The 19992-nt window shown below is 63.6% G+C and carries 19 protein-coding genes; 10 read left to right on the plus strand and 9 right to left on the minus strand.

Features of this window, described 5'->3' with window-relative positions; genetic code table 11:
* Window positions 1–22: 22 nt before the first annotated feature.
* Together LB513_RS16670 and LB513_RS16675 are read left to right on the plus strand one after the other, a co-directional pair.
* The gene (locus LB513_RS16670) at window positions 23–2305 is read left to right on the plus strand and encodes a transglycosylase domain-containing protein (RefSeq protein WP_224664600.1); all 2283 of its coding nucleotides are present in this window, start codon (window positions 23–25) and stop codon (window positions 2303–2305) included.
* 50 nt (window positions 2306–2355) lie between these two features.
* Window positions 2356–3108 (plus strand): SDR family NAD(P)-dependent oxidoreductase, encoded by a 753-nt coding sequence (locus LB513_RS16675; RefSeq protein WP_224664767.1) that lies wholly within the window; start codon window positions 2356–2358, stop codon window positions 3106–3108.
* Window positions 3109–3118: 10 nt separating this feature from the next.
* On the opposite strand, the gene LB513_RS16680 is transcribed toward LB513_RS16675, so the two are convergent.
* Window positions 3119–4036 (minus strand): zinc-binding dehydrogenase, encoded by a 918-nt coding sequence (locus LB513_RS16680; RefSeq protein WP_224664601.1) that lies wholly within the window; start codon window positions 4034–4036, stop codon window positions 3119–3121.
* A gap of 95 nt (window positions 4037–4131) precedes the next feature.
* On the opposite strand from LB513_RS16680, the gene LB513_RS16685 reads away from it, so the two are divergent.
* Window positions 4132–4938, plus strand: a complete 807-nt coding sequence (locus tag LB513_RS16685; protein WP_224664602.1) for an AraC family transcriptional regulator — start codon at window positions 4132–4134, stop codon at window positions 4936–4938.
* A 14-nt stretch (window positions 4939–4952) separates the two neighbouring features.
* On the opposite strand, the gene ybaL is transcribed toward LB513_RS16685, so the two are convergent.
* The 3 genes from ybaL to LB513_RS16700 form a co-directional block, all read right to left on the minus strand.
* Entirely contained in the window at window positions 4953–6737 is a 1785-nt protein-coding gene (ybaL, locus tag LB513_RS16690; protein WP_224664603.1) for a YbaL family putative K(+) efflux transporter, read from the minus strand.
* A 227-nt stretch (window positions 6738–6964) separates the two neighbouring features.
* Window positions 6965–7414: a host attachment protein gene (locus LB513_RS16695; RefSeq protein ID WP_224664604.1), complete on the minus strand. Its 450-nt coding sequence runs from the start codon at window positions 7412–7414 to the stop codon at window positions 6965–6967.
* A gap of 184 nt (window positions 7415–7598) precedes the next feature.
* Window positions 7599–7832, minus strand: coding sequence for a hypothetical protein (locus LB513_RS16700; protein WP_224664605.1), 234 nt, complete (start codon window positions 7830–7832; stop codon window positions 7599–7601).
* Here LB513_RS16700 and cysG point away from each other — a divergent pair.
* The 5 genes from cysG to LB513_RS16725 are packed head-to-tail and all read left to right on the plus strand — an operon-like array spanning window position 7831 to window position 12585.
* Window positions 7831–9282 (plus strand): siroheme synthase CysG, encoded by a 1452-nt coding sequence (gene cysG, locus LB513_RS16705; protein ID WP_224664606.1) that lies wholly within the window; start codon window positions 7831–7833, stop codon window positions 9280–9282. The two genes, LB513_RS16700 and cysG, sit on opposite strands and share 2 nt — an antisense overlap.
* Complete coding sequence (locus LB513_RS16710; RefSeq protein WP_224664607.1) at window positions 9279–9581, plus strand: DUF2849 domain-containing protein; 303 nt, start codon at window positions 9279–9281, stop codon at window positions 9579–9581. Before cysG ends, LB513_RS16710 begins: the two co-directional genes overlap by 4 nt.
* Window positions 9582–9615: 34 nt before the next feature.
* Window positions 9616–11286, plus strand: a complete 1671-nt coding sequence (locus LB513_RS16715; protein ID WP_224664608.1) for a nitrite/sulfite reductase — start codon at window positions 9616–9618, stop codon at window positions 11284–11286.
* Complete coding sequence (locus tag LB513_RS16720) at window positions 11261–12025, plus strand: phosphoadenylyl-sulfate reductase (RefSeq protein WP_224664609.1); 765 nt, start codon at window positions 11261–11263, stop codon at window positions 12023–12025. The genes LB513_RS16715 and LB513_RS16720 overlap by 26 nt, the downstream gene beginning before the upstream one ends.
* Window positions 12026–12048: 23 nt before the next feature.
* Window positions 12049–12585 carry a DUF934 domain-containing protein gene (locus tag LB513_RS16725; RefSeq protein ID WP_224664610.1) on the plus strand — a complete coding sequence of 179 codons (537 nt, stop codon included), beginning with the start codon at window positions 12049–12051 and terminating at the stop codon, window positions 12583–12585.
* Between the two features lie 15 nt (window positions 12586–12600).
* Here the strand turns inward: LB513_RS16725 and LB513_RS16730 are convergent, their stop codons facing one another.
* The 3 genes from LB513_RS16730 to LB513_RS16740 form a co-directional block, all read right to left on the minus strand.
* Window positions 12601–13551, minus strand: a complete 951-nt coding sequence (locus tag LB513_RS16730) for a phosphoribosylaminoimidazolesuccinocarboxamide synthase (protein WP_224664611.1) — start codon at window positions 13549–13551, stop codon at window positions 12601–12603.
* Window positions 13552–13625: 74 nt separating this feature from the next.
* Window positions 13626–14648 (minus strand): fatty acid desaturase, encoded by a 1023-nt coding sequence (locus LB513_RS16735; protein ID WP_224664612.1) that lies wholly within the window; start codon window positions 14646–14648, stop codon window positions 13626–13628.
* Window positions 14649–14735: 87 nt separating this feature from the next.
* Window positions 14736–14927: a hypothetical protein gene (locus LB513_RS16740; RefSeq protein WP_411962713.1), complete on the minus strand. Its 192-nt coding sequence runs from the start codon at window positions 14925–14927 to the stop codon at window positions 14736–14738.
* 242 nt (window positions 14928–15169) lie between these two features.
* Between LB513_RS16740 and grpE the strand changes: the two genes are divergently transcribed.
* Window positions 15170–15799, plus strand: coding sequence for a nucleotide exchange factor GrpE (grpE, locus tag LB513_RS16745; protein WP_224664614.1), 630 nt, complete (start codon window positions 15170–15172; stop codon window positions 15797–15799).
* 102 nt (window positions 15800–15901) lie between these two features.
* Complete coding sequence (locus tag LB513_RS16750) at window positions 15902–16534, plus strand: trimeric intracellular cation channel family protein (RefSeq protein WP_224664615.1); 633 nt, start codon at window positions 15902–15904, stop codon at window positions 16532–16534.
* 86 nt (window positions 16535–16620) lie between these two features.
* On the opposite strand, the gene LB513_RS16755 is transcribed toward LB513_RS16750, so the two are convergent.
* Complete coding sequence (locus tag LB513_RS16755; protein ID WP_224664768.1) at window positions 16621–17496, minus strand: GNAT family N-acetyltransferase; 876 nt, start codon at window positions 17494–17496, stop codon at window positions 16621–16623.
* A gap of 129 nt (window positions 17497–17625) precedes the next feature.
* The gene (locus LB513_RS16760; protein WP_224664616.1) at window positions 17626–19935 is read right to left on the minus strand and encodes a PAS domain-containing hybrid sensor histidine kinase/response regulator; all 2310 of its coding nucleotides are present in this window, start codon (window positions 19933–19935) and stop codon (window positions 17626–17628) included.
* Window positions 19936–19992: the final 57 nt, after the last annotated feature.

Raw genomic sequence — 19992 nt, forward strand, 5'->3', positions numbered from 1 at the left:
TCGGGGATATCAAGCGCAGAGCATGGCGAACCGCAAAGACAGCCGCATCGAACCCAGCTTCGAAGGACCGTCGCGGGACAGGTCCTCCGGAGGGCTTTCGGTCAGCGAGGAGGATCGCGTCGTGCCGAGCAACCGCAAAGCCTCCGCGAAGCGCAAGCCCGCCAAGGCGAAGTCGTCGCGCGGCCGGCGCGCCAAAAGCCGGCGCGGGCTGATCGGCGGGATCGGCCGGCTCTTGTACTGGTGCTTCGTGCTGGCTATCTGGGGCGGCATCGCGGTGGCCGGCACGGTCATCTATTACGGCGCCAAGATGCCCGCGGCTACCACCTGGTCGATCCCCGACCGGGCGCCCAACATCAAGATCGTCTCGGCCGACAATCAGCTTCTGGCCAATCGCGGCATGAGCGGCGGCGAGGCTGTCGGCCTGCATGAGATGTCGCCCTATATCCCCGCGGCCGTCATCGCCATCGAGGACCGCCGCTTCTATTCGCATTTCGGTGTCGATCCGATCGGCCTTACGCGCGCAATGGTGACCAATCTGCTTGGCGGTCGCTTCTCGCAGGGCGGTTCGACACTGACTCAGCAATTGGCCAAGAACCTGTTCCTGACGCCCGACCGCACGCTCGAGCGCAAGGTGCAGGAGGTGCTGCTGGCGCTGTGGCTGGAGCACAAGCACACCAAGGACCAGATCCTCGAAATGTACCTGAACCGGGTCTATTTCGGGTCCGGCGCCTATGGCGTAGAGGCGGCCTCGCGGCGCTATTTCGGCAAGAGCGCGCGCGATGTGACCCTGTCGGAGGCGGCGCTGCTGGCGGGCCTCTTGAAGGCGCCGTCGCGGCTGTCGCCGGCGCGCGACCCCAAGGCCGCCGAGCAGCGCTCGCAACTGGTGCTGGCCGCCATGCGCGACGAGGGCAAGATCAGCGCCAAGGAACTGACTTCGGCGATGAGCGCGCCGGCGACCCGCTCGCCATCCTACTGGACCGGCTCGGAGAATTATGTCGCCGACACCATCATGGAGGAGCTGCCCGACCTGATCGGCGACGTGCGCGGTGACATCGTCATCGACTCCACCGTCGACCTGAACCTGCAGAAGCTTGCCGAACAGTCGATCCGCAGGCTGATCGACGACAGCGGCAAGAAGCTCAACGTCACCCAGGGCGCGTTGGTGTCGATCGACAATTCCGGGGCGGTGCGCGCCATGGTCGGCGGCTATGATTATTCGACCAGCCAGTTCGACCGCGCCTCGGAAGCGCGCCGCCAGCCCGGGTCGGCGTTCAAACCGTTTGTCTACATGGCGGCGCTGGAAGCCGGCCGCACGCCGGACAGCATCCGCAACGACGCGCCGATCAAGATCGGCAACTGGACGCCCGACAATTACGGCGGCAAGTATTTCGGCAAGGTGACGCTGGCCACCGCGCTGGCCAAATCGCTGAACTCGGTGGCCGCCCAGCTGACCATGGAGGTCGGGCCCAACGCGGTCGTCGAGGCGGCGCACCGCATGGGCATCCAGTCGGACCTGCAGTCAAACACCTCGATCGCGCTCGGCACCTCGGAAGTGACGCCGCTGGAGCTGACCTCGGCCTATGTGCCCTTCGCCAATGGCGGCTACAAGCCGGACATCCATTTCATCCGCCGCGTCACGACGGCGGACGGCAAGGTGCTCTACGACAGCGGCGGCGGCAGCGCGCCGCGTGTCGTCAAGCCCGAGATCGTTGGCATGATGAATTCGATGATGACCGGTACAGTGGAGACCGGCACGGCCAGGAAGGCGGCGTTTGCCTGGCCCTCGGCCGGCAAGACCGGCACCAGCCAGAATTCGCGAGACGCTTGGTTCGTCGGCTACACCGCCAATCTCACCACCGGCGTCTGGTTCGGCAATGATGACGGAACCGCGATGAAGAAGGTCACCGGCGGTGCGCTGCCGGCGCAGGCCTGGCATGAGTTCATGGTCGCCGCCCATGAGGGCGTGCCGGTGCGGCCGCTGCCCGGAACCTGGAAATCCACCCCGGCCGATACGATCGTGCCGGATGAGATCCCGTCGGCCAGCAACAACCATCAGGCGCCGGTCCCGTCCGTGTCCGTCGGCCAGCAAGCGCCGGCGGCGCCGCGGGCGGTTCCCGTCGCCCAGGTTCCGGTGCCGGCCCGCAATGTGGCGCGTCCGGCGCAGACCGTCGATGCCGATGGTCTCGACATGCCGTCCGACGACGGCGCCACCGGCTCGATCAAGCACCCGGTGCCCCCGGGCAATGTCGGCGGTCCGCTGAAGAGGAAGCAAACCTCGATCCTCGATATCCTTGGCGGAGGGTGAGCGGCAACTCGCCTCTCGCCTCGGCGACGGGGTTCGGCTACATCTGCGACATGGCTGAAAACGACACCCGCAAAACCATCGTGCTGACCGGCGCCAGCCGTGGCATCGGCCATGCCACGGTCAAACGGTTTTCGCGCGAGGGCTGGCGCGTCATCACCTGTTCGCGACAATCCTTCGCCGAGGACTGCCCGTGGCCGGCTGGCCCGGAAGACCACATCAAGGTCGATCTCGCCGATCAGGAGGATGTCGGCATCGCGGTGTCGGAAATCCGCCACCGGCTGGAAGCGCATGGCGGCCAGTTGCACGCGCTGGTCAACAATGCCGGCATTTCGCCGAAGCTAGAGGGCGGCAACGGCCGCATGGACTCGATCGATACCCCGATGCATGTCTGGCGCGACGTCTTCCAGGTCAACTTCTTCGCGCCCATCATGCTGGCGCGCGGGCTGTTCAAGGAACTTGCCGCGGCCAAGGGCTCGATCGTCAACGTCACCTCCATCGCCGGCACGCGCGTGCACCCTTTCGCAGGGACCGCCTACGCGACCTCGAAGGCCGCTCTCGGCTCGTTGACGCGTGAGATGGCGCATGATTTCGGGCCGCATGGCATCCGCGTCAACGCGATTGCCCCCGGCGAAATCGACACGGCGATCCTGTCGCCGGGAACGGAAAAAATCGTCGAGACGATCCCCCTGCGGCGGCTCGGCACCACGGCGGAAGTCGCCGACATCATCTTCTTCCTGTGCTCGCAGCAGGCATCCTACGTGACCGGCTCGGAAATCCACATCAATGGCGGCCAGCACGTCTGAGCTCCTGAGTTCAGGCCACCGTCAAAACAGCCTTGCCGCTGAAACTGCGCTGTCGCAGCGCCTCCAGGGCTTCGGCGATGTCCGTCCATGGCACGGTCAGGGCCACACGGGTTTCCAGCCGGCCCGCCGAAACCAAGGCGAGCAGCGAGGCAATGTCGGCACCAATGCCCGTGCCTGATGTGTAGTAAGCGAATGTCTGAAGCCTCGCCCCTTCGTGGCCTGGAACGAACTGGCGGAACCCGATCGGTGTCAGTTCGCCGCTGCTCGAGCCGAACATGACGATGGTGCCGCCCGGCGCGACGCGTTCGATCGCATGGGTGAGGCTCTGGCCGCCGACCGACTCGGTGATCAGGGAAAACGGCCCAGCGGTCAGTTCGATCGACTCGACCACCTCTCGAGCTCCAAGCTTGCGCAAATCCTCGGCATGGCGGGCGGCGGCTATCGCCGTCACCGAGGCGCCTTGTTCGCGGGCGATCTGGATCTGGAAACGACCGACCCCCCCGCTCGCTCCGGTGATCAGAACCCTCTGGCCGGCCAAGTCACCGCCATGGCGCAAGGTCCTCAAGGCGGTCGTGCCGGCGACGGGCAGGGTGGCTGCCGAGACGAAGCTGACGGCTTCCGGCAGTACGGCTAGGCGGTCGGCCGGAACCGCGACACGTTGGGCCCAGCCGCCCTCGTCGACCAAAGCCGCAACCCTGGCCCCCGCGATTGGGCCCGAGCCATCGGCTGCCGATCGTTCGACGATCCCGACGATGTCCTGGCCGGGTATCCAGCCGTCTGGGCGGATGGCGAGCAGGCGCAGTTCGCCGCGATTCAATGACGTTGCGTGGACGGCGACCAGAGCCTCGTTGGGGCGAGGCTCAGGTTCATCCACTTCGGCAAGTTTCAGTCTTGCGGCGTCGTTGGAAGAGATAGCGAGGGCGAGCATGTGGCACCTTTTGCGGCGAGGAGACGCAAGCCTAGCGATTTACCCTGGTGGATAATCCAGATATTAATTCTTCTAATCGCTAAAAATGGTCAGATATGAAACAACCTCTTCGATACCCATGGTTCGATTTCGACGTCGATGATGTGGCTGCCCCGGCGATTGCCGTGCGCGTCGACGTCACAGAAACCAAGGCCGAGGTATCGAAGCACTGGCATCGAAAGGGGCAACTCGTCTTCGCGCTGGGCGGCGGCGTCACATGCCGCGTGCCCAGCGGAATGTGGATGGTGCCGCCTCATTGCGGCGTATGGATTCCAAGCCGCATGGAGCACAGCAACATCGCGACAGCCAATGCCCGCATGGTCTTCGTCTATATCGAGCCAGGCGCGGCAGAATTGCCGGATCGGTGCTGCACGCTTTCGATCTCGCCGCTGCTGCGCGAACTCATCATCGAACTTTCGGACTGTGCGCCGGGCGATGCGAGGTGCACTTTCCTGGCAAGCGTCCTGCTTGCCGAACTGCCAGATATGCCCGTCCAGCATCTGCACCTGCCGATCTCGTCCGAACCGCGCTTGCGGAGGATCGCCGAAGCGTTGGCGGACAACCCCGCCGACCGAAGTACTTTGTCGGAGTGGGCCAACCGCGTCGCACTGAGCGAGAGCAGCCTCGCGCGTCTCGTTCTGAAGGAGACAGGTCTAAGCTTCGGACGCTGGAGGCAGCAATTGCACTTGATCGTTGCGATCAGGGAGCTGGCAGCGGGCGCCAGCGTTCAGCGGGTTTCGGGCGATCTCGGCTATGAGTCGGTCACGGCCTTCATCACCATGTTCAAGAAAGCGCTCGGCAAGCCGCCGGCGCAATATCTCAGCAGCATCGCGCAAAATGGCGGTTCCGCCTTCTTGGCATAGAGGCTTGACGTTGGTCAGGCCGCGGAGGGTTCAGCCGCTTCAGGCTTTTGCCCTAGGACTTCTTCCACAATGCCGCGCGCGATCTCGCGCTCGCCCATGATTACCGTATCTGCGCCGAGCCCTTTGAGATGCTCGACTTCGGCATCGGAATGGGCGCGGGCGATGACATTGATGCCGGGATTGGCGGCTCGCGCGCGCAGCACGATCTGGCCGGCCTCGAAGGCGTTGGGAATGGCCAGGATCAGCCGGCTGGCGCCCTCCGGATTGGCGGCGGCAAACACTTCGGAATTGGCGGCGTTGCCGGAGATGGTTTCGACGCCGTCGGCCTTCAGTCTGGCCAATGTCTTGTCGCCATCCTCGATAACGAGGAAGGGCAGGGCAGCCTGTTTTAGCGCCGCGCCAACCAGGTTGCCGACACGGCCATAGCCGATCAGAATCGTATGGTTGGCAGACGTCGTCCTGGGCGGTGGGTCGTCTTCGCCCTTGGTCGCTGCCGCGACCGAAGCCACCTGTCCCGGTGCCGTTGCGGGTCCGACCGGCTTCGCGTCATCCGGCGTTTCCTTGCGCGCGGCGCGGGCATCGAGCCATGGTTTCATCCAGTCGAGGGCCAGGAACATCAACGGATTGAGCACGATGGACAGGATGGCTCCGGCCAGGACCAGGTCGCGGCCCTGCTCAGGCAACAGTTTCAACCCGACGCCGAGTTCGGCCAGGATGAAGGAGAATTCGCCGATCTGGGCCAGGCTCGCCGAAATCATCAGCGCCGTGGTCAGCGGATAACCGAAGGCACGGACTATGACGAACGCCGCCAGCGACTTGCCGATGATGATGATGGCGAGCGTCGCCAGGATCGGCAGGCCATTGCTGAGCAGGCTGAACGGATCGAACAACATGCCGACCGAGACGAAAAACAGGACCGAGAAAGCATCGCGCAGCGGCAGTGATTCTTCCGCCGCGCGGTGGCTGAGTTCGGACTCGCTCATGATCATGCCGGCGAAGAAGGCGCCTAGTGCCAGCGAAACGCCGAAAAGCTTGGCGGCGCCGAAGGCAACGCCGAGCGCGATGGCGAGAACTGCCAGCCGGAACAGTTCGCGCGAGCCCGTATGGGCGACATAGTGCAGGATCCAGGGGATAACCCGGCGCCCGACGACGAGCATGACGACCACAAAGGCCGCGACCTTGGCGAGCGTCATGCCGACGACACCCCAGATGCCATAGGTCACGGGAAGCGACAGCAAGCCGCTCGCATGGGCGTCCGCCTGCTCCTGGCCGCCGAGGACGCCGGCTAGGGCCGGCAGCAGTACTAGCGCCAGCACCATGGCGAGATCCTCGACGATCAGCCAGCCGACGGCGATGCGGCCGCGCTCGGTCTCGATCATGCGGCGTTCCTGCAAGGCACGCAGCAGGACGACGGTGGAAGCCACCGACAGCGCCAGGCCGAAGACAAGTCCCGCGCCCATCGACCAGCCAAGCATCCAGGACAAGCCGGCGCCGAGCGCCGTGGCAAAGCCTATCTGGACGATGGCGCCCGGCACGGCGATGGCGCGCACCGACAGAAGATCCTTCAGCGAGAAATGCAGGCCGACGCCGAACATGAGGAGGATGACGCCAATTTCCGCCAATTCATTGGCAAGGCCCGCATCGGCAACGAAACCGGGCGTGTTGGGCCCGACCAGGACGCCGGCCACGAGATAGCCGACCAGCGGTGGAATGCGGAAACGGTTGGCGAGTGCGCCGAAGACGAAAGCCAGCCCCAGACCGGCGACGATGGTAGCGATAAGGGGCGTGTCATGCGGCATTGTCTATGGAGCGCCTTTCAAAATCAGTGATGTCGGATGTGCGCGCCCGAAGCCGCCGCGTGGCTGCAATATGGTGGATGGAGTGTGGGCGATGCAACCCGCAAGGAGGCGAAATCGCCCCCGATGGTGGATATACTGACCGGCGGCGCGTGAAGCCGCCGGTCAGACCTGCATGGGTGCGATGGTCCATGCCGATCTCGGCTGGCAATCGCAGGTCAAGCCGAAGATCAGGCTGCCTGCAGCAAGGTCTCGATCTCGTACAGGGCGTGATTGGTAAGCGTCTTGGGGATTTCGGCCGTGACCTTGTCCTGGACTTCCTTGTGGAGTTTCTTGCGCATGGCCCCAAGCACCAGGGGCGGAGCCACAAGGACGATGTCATCGAACTTGCCGGCGTGTGCGAGCTTGTAAAGACGTGTGGCGATCTCATCGGCGAAGCGCTCCTTGCCCAGCCTGTGCCAGTCGGTGTCCTCGACAGCGCTTCGGTGCACGGAAGGCCCATCATTGTTCCGGCCGGGGCTGTCGGTGCCCTGCTCGCGCGTCGGCGGGTTCTCCTGCTTCATCTCCTGCACCACCTCAAGGTTGGGAAATCTGTTGTCGCCGGCGTTCCTCAGGAACAGTGCTTTTTCGCCATCGGCCACCATGACCCAGATGCCATTTTTTAGATTGATCGTGTTCATGACGACTGGCTCCTTTCTTTAGACCGTCACGCAATTTCGTGAAGTGCGGTGGTCAGGTCTCGATGCAACTTAAGGACGTTTGGGCAACGCCTCGCCAACCGGTAATGTTCCAATCGAGGTGCGCGGCCGGTCCGTCATCGGGGCTAGAGTCGTTGGCGCCTTAAATCTACTAGATTGGTAGAAATTAGAAAAAACTGTTTTGCGATTTTTTTTGCAAGCGCCAAAAGATCGGAAATTCAAGGCCTGCGGCAGTGGCGCCTATCGGCGGAAAGCGCACATAGGGAATATTTTTCCCCGGCCAGCCGAGCTTACAGAAAAGCGATTGCATCCCAACAAGCGATGCGCGAGTGGGTTCCTTCTGGTTTTCCGTGCCACCGCGTAGAACTTCAATCCCATCCAGGAACTTCGCTCGCTTCATGCCTCACACCGTCCCCAAGCTCAACGCCTTCCCCGTATTCATGCGGGTTGAGGGAAAAGCCGTGGCCATCGTCGGCGGCGGCGAGGAGGCGCTTGCCAAGGCGCGGCTTATCGGACAGTCGAGCGCCGTCCTGCGCATCATTGCGCGGGACGCCGAACCGGAGCTGCTGACGTTCATAGCTCGGAGCGGTGCGACCCGCGTTGCCGCCCCTTACGAGGCCAGCCATCTTCAAGGCGCGGTGATGGTTTTTGCCGCCAGCGGCGATGAGAAACTCGACAGCCGCGTCGCGGCGGACGCACGCCGCCTCGGTATCCCGGTCAATGCCGTGGACCGGCCCGAACTTTGCGACTTCTTCACTCCGGCGCTGGTCAATCGCGCGCCGGTTGCCATTGCCATCGGCACCGAAGGGGCAGGGCCGGTGCTGGCCCAGATGCTGCGTACGCGGATCGACAGGATGCTGTCGCCTTCACTCGGATCGCTGGCAACCCTGGCTGCCGCGCTGCGCGGTGCGGCCGAGACGCTGCTGCCGAAAGGCAATGCGCGGCGGCGCTTCTGGATTGATTTCTTCACCGGTGCTCCGGCCCGCGCCGTTGAAGCCGGTGAGCTTTCGCAGGCCCATGACGCGGCTGTCGATTTGATGCTCTCCAAGGTACATGCACCAGGTCATATCGCCCTGGTCGGCGCCGGTCCTGGGGCGGAGGACCTTCTAACCCTGCGAGCGCATCGCTTGCTGATGGAGGCCGATGTCATCGTCCACGACGCACTGGTGCCGGAGCCGGTCGTCGCCATGGGCCGCCGCGATGCGGAGCGTCTGGCTGTCGGCAAGCGCAAGGGCTGCCACAGCAAGAGTCAGGCTGAAATCAATGCACTGCTGGTCGAACTCGGCCGCGAAGGCAAGCGCGTCGTGCGGCTGAAATCGGGCGACCCGCTGGTGTTTGGCCGGGCTGGCGAGGAGATGGCGGCCTTGCGCGATGCCGGCATCGCCTATGAGGTGGTCCCGGGCGTCACCGCGGCCTTTGCCGCCGCCGCCGATTTCGAACTGCCACTGACCTTGCGCGGCGTGTCGTCGTCGATGGTGTTCACGACCGGCCACGATCTCAAGGGCAATTCGCTGCCGGACTGGGCCAAGCTCGCCATCTCCGGCGCCACGGTCGCGGTCTATATGGGCCGCTCGGTGGCGGCCGAGGTAGCCAGCCGACTGATCGAAGCGGGGCTGTCAGCCGACACGGCGGTCGCGGTGGTGGAGAATGCCAGCCTCGCCAACCGGCGCCGCTTCCACGGCACGCTGGCCGATCTGCCGTCGCTGGAGGCGCGCACCGACCTGGCCGGCCCGGTGATGACCATTATCGGTGACGCGGTCGCGGGCGCCAATTTCGAGCGCTCGGAGCCGCTTGCGGCCCACAGGCACAAGGGCGCTACGGCCGTAGCCGCCGAGGGTGTCCAATCATGAAGATACTGACTGCCAATCGGCTCAGCGACGGCATTGCAGTGTGGTACGCCAATGGCGGCTGGGTCGAGACGGTGGACCATGCGGAGCTTGCCCGGGACCAGGCGGCCGAAGACCTGCTGGAGGCTATCGGCGCCAAAGCCTATGCCGACAATCAAGTGGTCGATGTCAATTTGATCGATGCGGACATCGTTGACGGCGTGGTCGAGCCGGTGCGGTTGCGCGAGAAAATCCGCGCCGCCGGCCCGACCGTCCGAGGCGATGTCGGCAAGCAGGCCGAGCGCACGGCCCAATCGGACTGAATTGAAACAGGCGGACGCGCCTTGAAAGACGAACATGTACCGCTACGATGAGTTCGACCACGATTTTGTCCAGGCCCGCGTCGCCGAGTTCAGCGACCAGGTCGAGCGCAGGCTTGCCGGCGAGATCACCGAGGACCAGTTCAAGCCGCTCAGGCTGATGAATGGCGTCTACCTGCAGCTGCATGCCTATATGCTGCGCATTGCCGTGCCCTATGGCACGCTCAGCGGCAAGCAATTGCGCATGCTGGGCCATATCGCGCGCAAATACGATAAGGGCTACGGCCATTTCACCACCCGCCAAAACATCCAGTTCAACTGGCCGGCGCTGTCTGACATTCCGGCGATCCTGGCAGACCTCGCCAGCGTGGAGATGCACGCCATCCAGACCAGCGGCAATTGCATCCGAAATGTCACGGCCGACCACTTCGCCGGTGCCGCGGCCGACGAGATTGCCGATCCGCGGCCCTATGCCGAGATCTTGCGCCAATGGTCGTCGGTGCATCCGGAATTCTCCTTCCTGCCGAGAAAATTCAAGATCGCCGTGACCGGCGCCGAGCGCGACCGCGCCGCGATCCAAACGCATGACATTGGCCTGCATCTGAAGAAGAACGCAGCCGGCGAGTTGGGTTTTGCCGTCTATGTCGGTGGCGGCCAGGGCCGCACGCCGATGGTTGCCAGGAAAATCCGCGATTTCCTGCCAGAAGCCGACCTACTGTCCTACTGCACGGCGATCCTGCGCGTTTACAATCTCAATGGACGCCGCGACAACAAGTACAAGGCGCGCATCAAGATCCTGGTCCACGAGACCGGCGTGGAGGAAATTACCCGGCAGGTCGAGGCCGAGTGGCAGGAACTGAAGGATGCGGAGCTGAAGCTGCCGGATGCCGACATCCGCGCCATCGAAGCCTATTTCGCGCCGCCGTCCCTTGCGGATCGGCCGGAAGGCGACGAGGCGGTCAAGCTTGCCCGCCTCGATTCCAAGGGTTTCTCGGAGTGGCTCGACCAGAACGTCGTGACGCATCGCCACCCCGATTACGCGGCAGTAACGATCTCGCTGAAAGGCATTGGCGAAGTGCCGGGTGACGCCTCCGCCAGCCAGATGGAAGCGGTTGCCGACATTGCCGAGAAATATGCCTTCGACGAACTGCGCGTCAGCCATGAGCAGAACCTGATCCTGCCGCATGTGGCGCGCGCCGATCTCAAGGCCGTTTATGACGCGCTCGTCGATATCGGCCTGGCGACGGCCAATTCCAACCTGATCTCCGACATCATCGCCTGCCCGGGCCTCGACTATTGCGCGCTGGCGACGGCGCGCTCGATCCCGATCGCGCAGGAGATCTCGCGCCGTTTCGCATCGCTGGAGCGGCAGCGCGAGATCGGCGAACTGAAGCTGAAGATCTCAGGCTGCATCAATGCCTGCGGACATCACCATGTCGGCCATATCGGCATCCTTGGCGTCGAGAAGAAGGGCACCGAGCTCTACCAGGTGACGCTCGGCGGCTCGGCCGACGAGAACACGTCCGTGGGAGAAATCATCGGCCGCGGCTTCAGTTCGGACGAAATCACCGACGCCATCGAGCAGATCGTCGAGACCTATCTCGGCCTTCGGCTCGACCCGCACGAGAAATTCATCGACGCTTACCGCCGTGTCGGTCCCGCGCCGTTCAAGGAGGCGCTCTATGCTGGCGAAGCCAAGGCCGCTTGACCGTATCGGCGAGGTCGATGGCGGCGCCGCCGCGAAAGCGGCGGGCCTCGACGCGCTTCACGGCCGGCTGAAGCCGATCGAGATCATCGAATTGGCTGCCGGCCATCTGTTTCATGACGAGATCGCGGCGGTCTCTTCGTTCGGCGCCGATTCTGCTGTCCTGTTGCACATGATCTCGGAGATCGACCGGTCGCTGCCGGTCCTCTTTCTCGACACCGGCAAGCATTTCGAGGAGACGCTCGATTATCGCGACGCGCTCGTCGCCGATTTCGGGCTGACCAATGTTCGGGTGATCAAGCCGGAAGAGGCGGCGCTGGAACGGATCGACCCGACAGGCAGCCTCCACCAGATCGACACCGAAGCCTGCTGCGGCATCCGCAAGGTCGAGCCGCTGGCGCGCGGCGTTGCGCCGTTCCGTGCGTGGCTCACAGGCCGCAAGCGCTTCCAGGCTTCGACGCGGGCGGCGTTGCCGGTCTTCGAGGCGGTGGGCCCGCGCATCCGCATCAATCCGCTGGCGCATTGGACGACATCCGATCAGGCCGATTACATGCGTGCGCATGCGCTGCGCGAAAATCCGCTGGTCGCCTATGGATATTTGTCGATAGGCTGCTTTCCCTGCACCCAGCCGGTGCAGCCGGGCGAGGATGCGCGCAGCGGCCGCTGGGCCGGCCATGCCAAGACCGAGTGCGGCATTCACCTGTCGGGACTGGAAGTTTCGCTGACCGACGCCTCATTGTAGTTCTTCCTGCCTGGGAATTTTTGATGACCGAGTTGACCGCGGGGACCTCCACCCGCCTCTGGACCCCGAAAGGTTTTTGCGAGGATGAGTGGGCTCATGCCGACAGTGCCGAGGCACTGTCCGGCAATGGCCGTTTCATCCTGCCGCTGCAGGCCTTTCTAGACCTGGACCCCGAGGTGCGGCGGGCAGCCAAGGAACGGCTCGGGGTCGCGTTGCAGCCCGGCGACCAGCTTGACAAGATAGCCGACCTGCTCGACCAGTTGTCGCTGGTGGCGCTGGCGTTCCCAGCCTTCAGCGACGGCCGTTCCTTCTCCAAGGCTGAATTGCTGCGCAGCCGCTATCGTTTCGAAGGGGCAGTGCGGGCAACGGGGCAGGTGCTTGTCGACCAGTTGCCGCACATGCTGCGGCTGGGGTTCGATGAGTTCGAGATCTCGAATCCCGTCCTGTTGAAACGGCTGCAGGAAGGCCGCGTCGGCGGGCTCGGACTCTACTACCAGCCGGCCGCCGTGCCGGAGCCCAAGGGACCGAAATATTCCTGGCGGCGGGTCCGAGCCGGCTGACGAAGAGGCATTCTCTCAGAAGTAGCGTTTCAGGTTACCGCGGATGCGATCCAGCACGGTGTCGCCGGAGAGGTCGGGCACGAACGCCCTGCCCGTGATCGCTTCATAGGCCCGCGCGTAGACTCGCGAGGCCTGCTCGACGATTTCGTCGGGAATGCTGGGGATCGGGTCCTTGTATGGGTCGCATTGGGCCGAGACCCACGAGCGGATGAAATCCTTGTCGAAGCTTTCCGGCCTCGCACCGCTTTCGAGCGCCTGCTGATAGCTCGCCGCGATCCAATAGCGGCTGCTGTCCGGCGTGTGGATCTCGTCGGCGAGGACGATCGTCCCGTCCTTGTCGACGCCGAACTCGTATTTGGTGTCGGCGAGGATCAGGCCGCGTTCGGCAGCGCGCCACTGGCCTCGGGCAAACAGCTGCAGGGCGTAGGTCGACACTGTCTGCCACTGCTCGGGCGTGAGAAGACCCTGGCTGAGGATCTCGGCTTCGGAGAGGGGCTCGTCATGGTTGCCGTCGAAAGCCTTGCTCGTCGGAGTGATGATCGCCTCACGCAGCTTTTCATTCGCCCGCAGCCCATCGGGCAAAGTCGTTCCGTACATGGTTCGCTCGCCGTTCCTGTATTTGGTCAGGATCGACGTGCTGGTGGTTCCCGCGAGATAGCCGCGGACGACGATCTCCACCGGCAGGATTTCGAGCCTGGTGCCGACGACGACATTCGGGTCGGGATAGTCGAGAACGTGATTGGGGCAGATGTCGGCGGTTTCCTCGAACCAATAGCGGGCGATCTGAGTGAGGATCTCGCCCTTGAAAGGGATTGAGGTCAGGATGACGTCGAAGGCGCTGATGCGATCGGTGGCGATGATGATGCGTCGCCCGTCCGGCAGATCGTAGTTTTCCCGCACCTTGCCGCTGTAGCGGTTCGGAAGTTCGGGAATGTAGGCGTCTGAAAGAACGCGCGGATTGCTCATCGTCACATGCCGTTTGCGGGTGATCCCGCAAGCTGCATAAAGCGCGAAGGGCGATCCTTCAATGCCGGCCGGCTCTAAACCGCCAGTCGTGCCTCGCGAAACGACACGAGCTTCCTGCGGTTTTCATCCCATAACGCCAGTTTGACGCAGCGCAGGCTGTCGAGAAGGGTGACGCGGCCGATGCCGCGCAGTTCCGGATAATCGCGCAGCACTTCCTGCAGGCGGTAACCGGGCACCTTGGCGGAGAGGTGGTGCACGTGGTGGACGCCAATGTTGCCGGTGAACCAGTTCAGCACCGGCGGCAGGTCATAATAGGACGAGCCGTGCAAGGCGGCATGCTGGAACTCCCATTCGGAGTCCTTCGACCATTCGGTCTCCTCGAACTGGTGCTGCACGTAGAACAGCCAGATGCCGGCCGAACCAGCGAGGATGACAATCGGCAGGTGAACCACCAGAAATGCACCCAGCCCGACGAACCAGATCAGCGCTGACGATGCGACCAGAATGGCAAGATTGGTGGTCATGGATGACACCCAGGGCGTCAAACCGCCGCGCATCATGCCGACCGGCAGCCTGTGCTCGAAGATGAAGAGCCATGTCGGGCCTAAACCGAACATCACCAGCGGATGGCGATAGAGACGATAGGCGAGACGGCCCCGCCATGACATCTGCCGGTATTCGGCAACGGTCAGCGTTCTGATATCGCCCATGCCGCGCTCGTCCAGATTGCCGGCGCTGGCGTGATGGGTGGCATGCGCCCGCCTCCAGCAATCATATGGCGTCAGCGTGAGGATGCCGAGCGCGCGGCCTATCCAGTCGTCGGCGTATCGGTTGGCGAAGAAGGAGCCGTGGCCGCAATCGTGCTGGATCATAAAAATCCGCACCAGGAATCCGGCCGCCGGGAGGATCAGAATCAGTCCCCACCAATGACCATAGGCATAGGCCGCCGAGGACAGTGCCCATAGGGTGGCAAACGGAATGAGGGTGATGGCGAGTTCGACGGCGCTACGACGCCTGTCAGGCTTCTTGTAACGCGCCAGGACCTTGAGCCAGGCGCGCTTGCTGTGGGCAGCCGCCTCCGGAGAAATCATGTTCATCAGGAAGCATAAGCGGCGCGTCACGCCGCCGCAAGGGACGGATCACGCGAAATTACTGTGCGTAATTGTCGCGCAAGATTAGAACCGCTACTGCGGACGCCAGTTGTCGTTCTCGACCTTATCGAGGCGGTCAAGCAGTTCCTTGAAGTGGTCAGGCACATCCGCATCGGCGTGGAAGGCCGGCAGATTGCGCAGGAAACGCGTCGTCGCCTCGGCGCCGAACTGACGCCTGACATCGGCGGCGAGCCTCCCTGCCTTTTCCGCTTTGTTGTGGGTCATCATCATTGAATTCCTGTGTCGGCTCCCAAACTCTCCCGGCAAGGTAATGGTTCCGCCTGCACGCCTTGGATGCAAGCAAAGGCGACCGATACGGTAAAATTTGAATTAAAATCGAATTGATGCGCCGTTCGCTGTCTGATGCGGCGACAGGCCTTCCGCAATCGCTTACCCCTTGATTTTTGGCTGCCAAACCTCGATATCGGGCTCAAAATCCATACCATTCAAGATGACGGGAAATGGCGATGAGCGACCAGGCAAAAGACGAACGCGCGCCCGAAGAACTCGAGGTGCCCCAAGCCAATGCCGAACGCATGGAAGGCACCGATGGCGACTATGAAGCGCTGGTGCGGCTGATGAAGGAAAACGAGGAATTGAAGGACCGGGCGTTGCGGGTGGCGGCCGAGATGGAGAACCTGCGCCGCCGCACCGCGCGCGACGTGCATGACGCGCGAACCTACGCGGTTGCCAATTTCGCCCGCGACATGCTGTCGGTGTCTGACAATCTGCGTCGTGCGCTCGACGCCATCCCCGCGGAAGCCAAGGCCTCGGGCGACGCCGGCTTCAAGGCCTTGATCGAAGGCGTCGACCTCACGGAGCGCGCCATGCTGTCGGCGCTCGAACGGCACGGGGTCAAGAAACTGGCACCGGAAGGCGAGAAGTTCGACCCGAATTTTCACCAGGCGATGTTCGAGGTACCAAACCCGGATGTCCCCGCCAACACCGTGGTGCAAGTGGTGCAGCCCGGCTATTCGATCGGGGAGCGCGTGCTGCGCCCGGCCATGGTCGGGGTCGCCAAGGGCGGACCAAAGTTGGCCGCCGAGGCGCCTGTCGAACCTGGCCCTGTCAATGAGCAGGCCGAGAAGGACGCTTGATAGCGAGTGGCAGATAGCGAGTAGCGGGTAGGAAAGGATACTAATCCGCGGCTTCGTGCTATTGCACCAGCTGCGTATCCCTCATCCGTACTCGCTCAGCTCATGAATCCCATCGCGCTTCTCGACTATGCCGGCGTGGCCGTCTTCGCCGCGACCGGCGCGCTTGCGGCATCACGCAAGCAACTCGACATTATCGGCTTTCTGTTCCTCGCCAGCGTCACCGGCATCGGTGGCGGTACGTTTCGCGATGTCATCTTGAATGTGCCGGTTTTCTGGGTGGGAAATCGCGACTATGTGCTGATCTGCGCGGTGGTGGCTGTGCTGGTGTTCTTCACCGCGCATCGCGTCGAATCCCGCTACAAGCTGCTGCTCTGGCTCGATGCCATCGGGCTTGCGGCGTTTTCCGTCATGGGCGCGGCCAAGGGGCTCGCTATCACCGGCTCGCCCGTTGTTTCGATCATCACCGGGATGCTGACTGCCACTCTCGGCGGCATATTGCGTGATCTGCTGGCCGGCGAGCCGTCCGTGCTGTTGAGACCCGAAATCTATGTCACGGCCGCGCTCGTCGGCGCCGCAATCTTCACGGCAGGCGATGTCGCGGGCCTGCCGCAGTTTGTTTCAGGTTTGGGCGGGTTCGCGGCGGCACTCGTGGTGCGCGGCGGCGCCTTGTGGTTCGGCTGGGCGTTTCCGGCGTATAAGAGCCGGCCTGGCCGGCGGCCGGAAGATATTCCGTAAGCGCAACGAAGAGCGAATAGTCGGTAGTCCGTGGCGAATAGGACGACGCTCGCAGGAGTGCAGTCCCCACTCACCATTCACTATCGCTACGCCGCGAAGCGTTGCGCCTCGCCGCCATAATAGTTGACGTAACGGGCGCCGATCTCCTTGACCGGCATGACGATGAAAACGTCTACGGTCGAGAATTCGCGATCGATGACGCAGCCGTCACCGATGCGCGCCCCGACGCGCAGATAGCCCTTGACCAAGGGCGGCATCGCCGCGATGGCCGCCTTTGAATTGACCGCCTCGATCGGCATCAGGTCCATCGTACAGTAGCGGCCCGACACGGCACGCACGTCCCAGGCGGAGTTCGTCCGGCAATGGTGGGCGAGATAGGAGAGCGCTTCGGCATGGGCGGCTGGCACGGTGCCGTGGAAAGACGCACAGCCGGTCATCACGCCGATCTCGTAGTGGTTGATGTAGGCCCATATGCCTTGCCACAGCGCCTCGATGGTGCGCTTGGAGCGATATTCGGGGAGAACGCAAGACCGGCCAAGTTCGAGAAAACGCTGGCCTGGGTGGCGGGCGATGAGCTTGGTCAACTCGAATTCGCCCTCAGAATAGAAGCCGCCGGCCGCAGCGGCGATTTCCTGCCGCAGCAGACGGTAGGTGCCCACGATGCGCCGGTGCTCGGGGCCGGACAGCGTCGTATCGAAAACGAGCAGATGGTCGCAGAGCGGATCGAAGCGATCGGCGTCGCGGCGATCCTGCGCCTGGAACTGTTCCTTCCTGGCGCCAAGCTCGTCGTAGAAGACCCGGTAGCGGACTTCCTGAGCGGCTGCGATCTCCGCCTCGTTTCGGGCGAGACGCACTTCGAGGTTGCCGATCCGGCCGAGTGGCGCGCCCTTTATGACGGAATCAACGTTCCGACCGGCAAGCATGGCGTTGCCGGCGTTGGGTCGAGTGTCACATTCCGGCATAACTGTATGCACGAGTGATTCTCCTTCGAGCCATCCCTCTTGGCACGGGGATACGGTGTAGGTGCAACAGGATTGTGACAGTACCGTGATACGCCGTCGCGGGCAATACTTCGTCGGCTCGCGACTAAGTCAACCGGCTATGTTACGCGCCCAGCCGTCACTCGAGGCGGCGACCTGACCCTCGACGGCGTCGACCAGTGCGTCGGGGTCGAGCGGCTTGGTGACGAAGCCGCTGGCGCCATGGGCAAGCACCGCGTGGCGCGTCTTTTCCTGGCTATCGGCCGACAGCACCATGATCGGCACCGGCGGCATCGAGGTCTCCTCCTCATGACGGCGGATGGCGGCGATCGCGTCCAATCCATCCATGACCGGCATGTGCAGATCCATCAGAATCACGTCGAAACGGTGCTTGTGAGCTGCATCGGTGACTGCTTCGACGGCGGCCTTGCCGTTGCCGACAACTTTGACGCGGTGCCCCGCCTTCAGCAGCGTGGCGCGGGCAAGCATGGCGTTGATATCGTTGTCTTCGGCTATCAGCACCGAAAGGCCGCGGTGGCGGCCGCCGGCGCGAGGCGCCGAAGATCGGCGTTTTTCTGGCTGCGGCTGAGCAAGGGCGGCGGCCTGACTGCTTAGCAGCACGCGCAGGAGCGTTGCGCCCCGCACCGGCCGGGCCAGGAAGGTCGCGTAGCCGCTGGCGCGGAACTCGCCAAGCATGCCGCGATCCGTGGGCGCGATCAGCGTGATGGCCTCGCAGTCGGGGAATCCGCCCTGGCGCAGGCGCTTGAGTAGCCTGCCGTCGCTTTCCTCGAGTGCCGCATCGACCAGGAGCACGTCGCAACCGGCGGCGAAGCGGGCGGCCTGGGCGGCGCTGGCGGCGACGTCGACGGCGCCGCCACTGGCGCGGATGGTTCGCGCTATTGCCTCAGCTTCGACGGCGTTTTTCGACACGATCACGGCGCGCCTTCCCACGAGCGCGCTTTCACGGCCACGTGGCGGCGCCGTCGGCGCTATCGCCGGAATTTCGAAGATGAATTCCGACCCCTGGCCAATTCGGCTGGAGACGGAAATCGCCCCGCCCATGGCAATTACCAGGCGTTTGGAGATGGCGAGGCCAAGCCCGGCTCCGCCATGCGTACGCGTAGAGGTGCCGTCGGCCTGCTCGAACTCCTCGAAAATGCGCTCCAAATCCTGGTCGAGCATACCGGGGCCGGTGTCGGAAATGGTGAAGCAGACGCGATCCTCGGTCTCAGTCCGCGACAGCGAGATGGCGACCAGGACGCCCCCTGCGTCGGTGAACTTTATGGCGTTGCCGATCAGGTTGAGCAGCACCTGCCTGACCTTGCCCGGATCGGCGGTGATCAGTTGCGGGACGTCGAGTTCGACATGGCAGCCAAGGCCGATGCCCTTTGCGAAGGCGCGGGCGGCGAGCAGTTCGATGATGTTGTCGGCGATCTCGCGAACCGACATGGGTTGCGGTTCCGGATCGAAGCGCCCGGCTTCTATCTTGGAATAGTCGAGCAGGTCCTCGATCAGGGCAAGCAAGGCGCTCGCCGACGTCGATACGGCGCCGACATAGGTCTGCTGCTCGGGCGACAGGCTGGTGTCGGCCAGCAACCTGGCCATGCCCATAATGCCGTTCATCGGCGTGCGGATTTCATGACTGACGGTGGCGAGAAAGCGCGATTTGGCCAGGCTGGCATATTCCGCCCGCTCGCGAGCGGTGATCAGCGAGGATTCGGCGCGTTTTCGGGCTGTGATATCGCGGGCAATGGCGCGGTGCGAAACGGCGCCGCTTTCCTTTTCGCGCACGGACAGTTCGATCCAGGAAAACCAGCGCGGACCGCTTGGCGTACGGATGGCGACATCCGTGGAACTCAGGCACTCATGGTCGGAAAAGGCGGCATCGGGCACGATGCCGACGTCTATGCCCAACTCCGCCAGGGTCTTGCCGGCAAGATCGCGTTGGTCGCTTCCGACAAGATCCGCAAACACCTTGTTGGCATAGACGATATGGCCGTCGCGGTCGCGATGGATGACAAGGTCGCCAAGCGCGTCGATCAGGCCGCGGAAACGCTCCTCGCTTTCCTGCATCTCCCACATGCGATCGGCCAGCGTCTCGATCTCGGCGCGGCTGCGGGCGGTCGTCTGGTCGAGAAGCACAGCTGTGCGATGTTCTTTCCGGCTGGTGCGCAGATGCGCGATAATGCCGGCAATGCCGGTTGCCAGCAGGCCGACGCTGATGAACACCGGTGCGCCGGTCAGATGCGCCAGGCCAGCCAGCACGATGACGACGACGAAGATCAGGAAGGGCAGGCCGTGGCCCCTTGGGGGCCGCCGCTTGGGGGCCGCCGGGGGTGACGCGACGGGAGCCCGCGTCGCCGCAGCCCCATCGACCCCGTCCCCCGTTGCCGTCAGTTGGCTGTCCGATTCCGCAGTCATAGGAACTGCTTGCCAGACAGACATTATTGAAAATTGCGGCGGATCGTTCGAATTTTA

Origin of the sequence: Mesorhizobium sp. ES1-1 (assembly GCF_020164785.1) — a bacterium.
GTDB lineage: Bacteria > Pseudomonadota > Alphaproteobacteria > Rhizobiales > Rhizobiaceae > Mesorhizobium.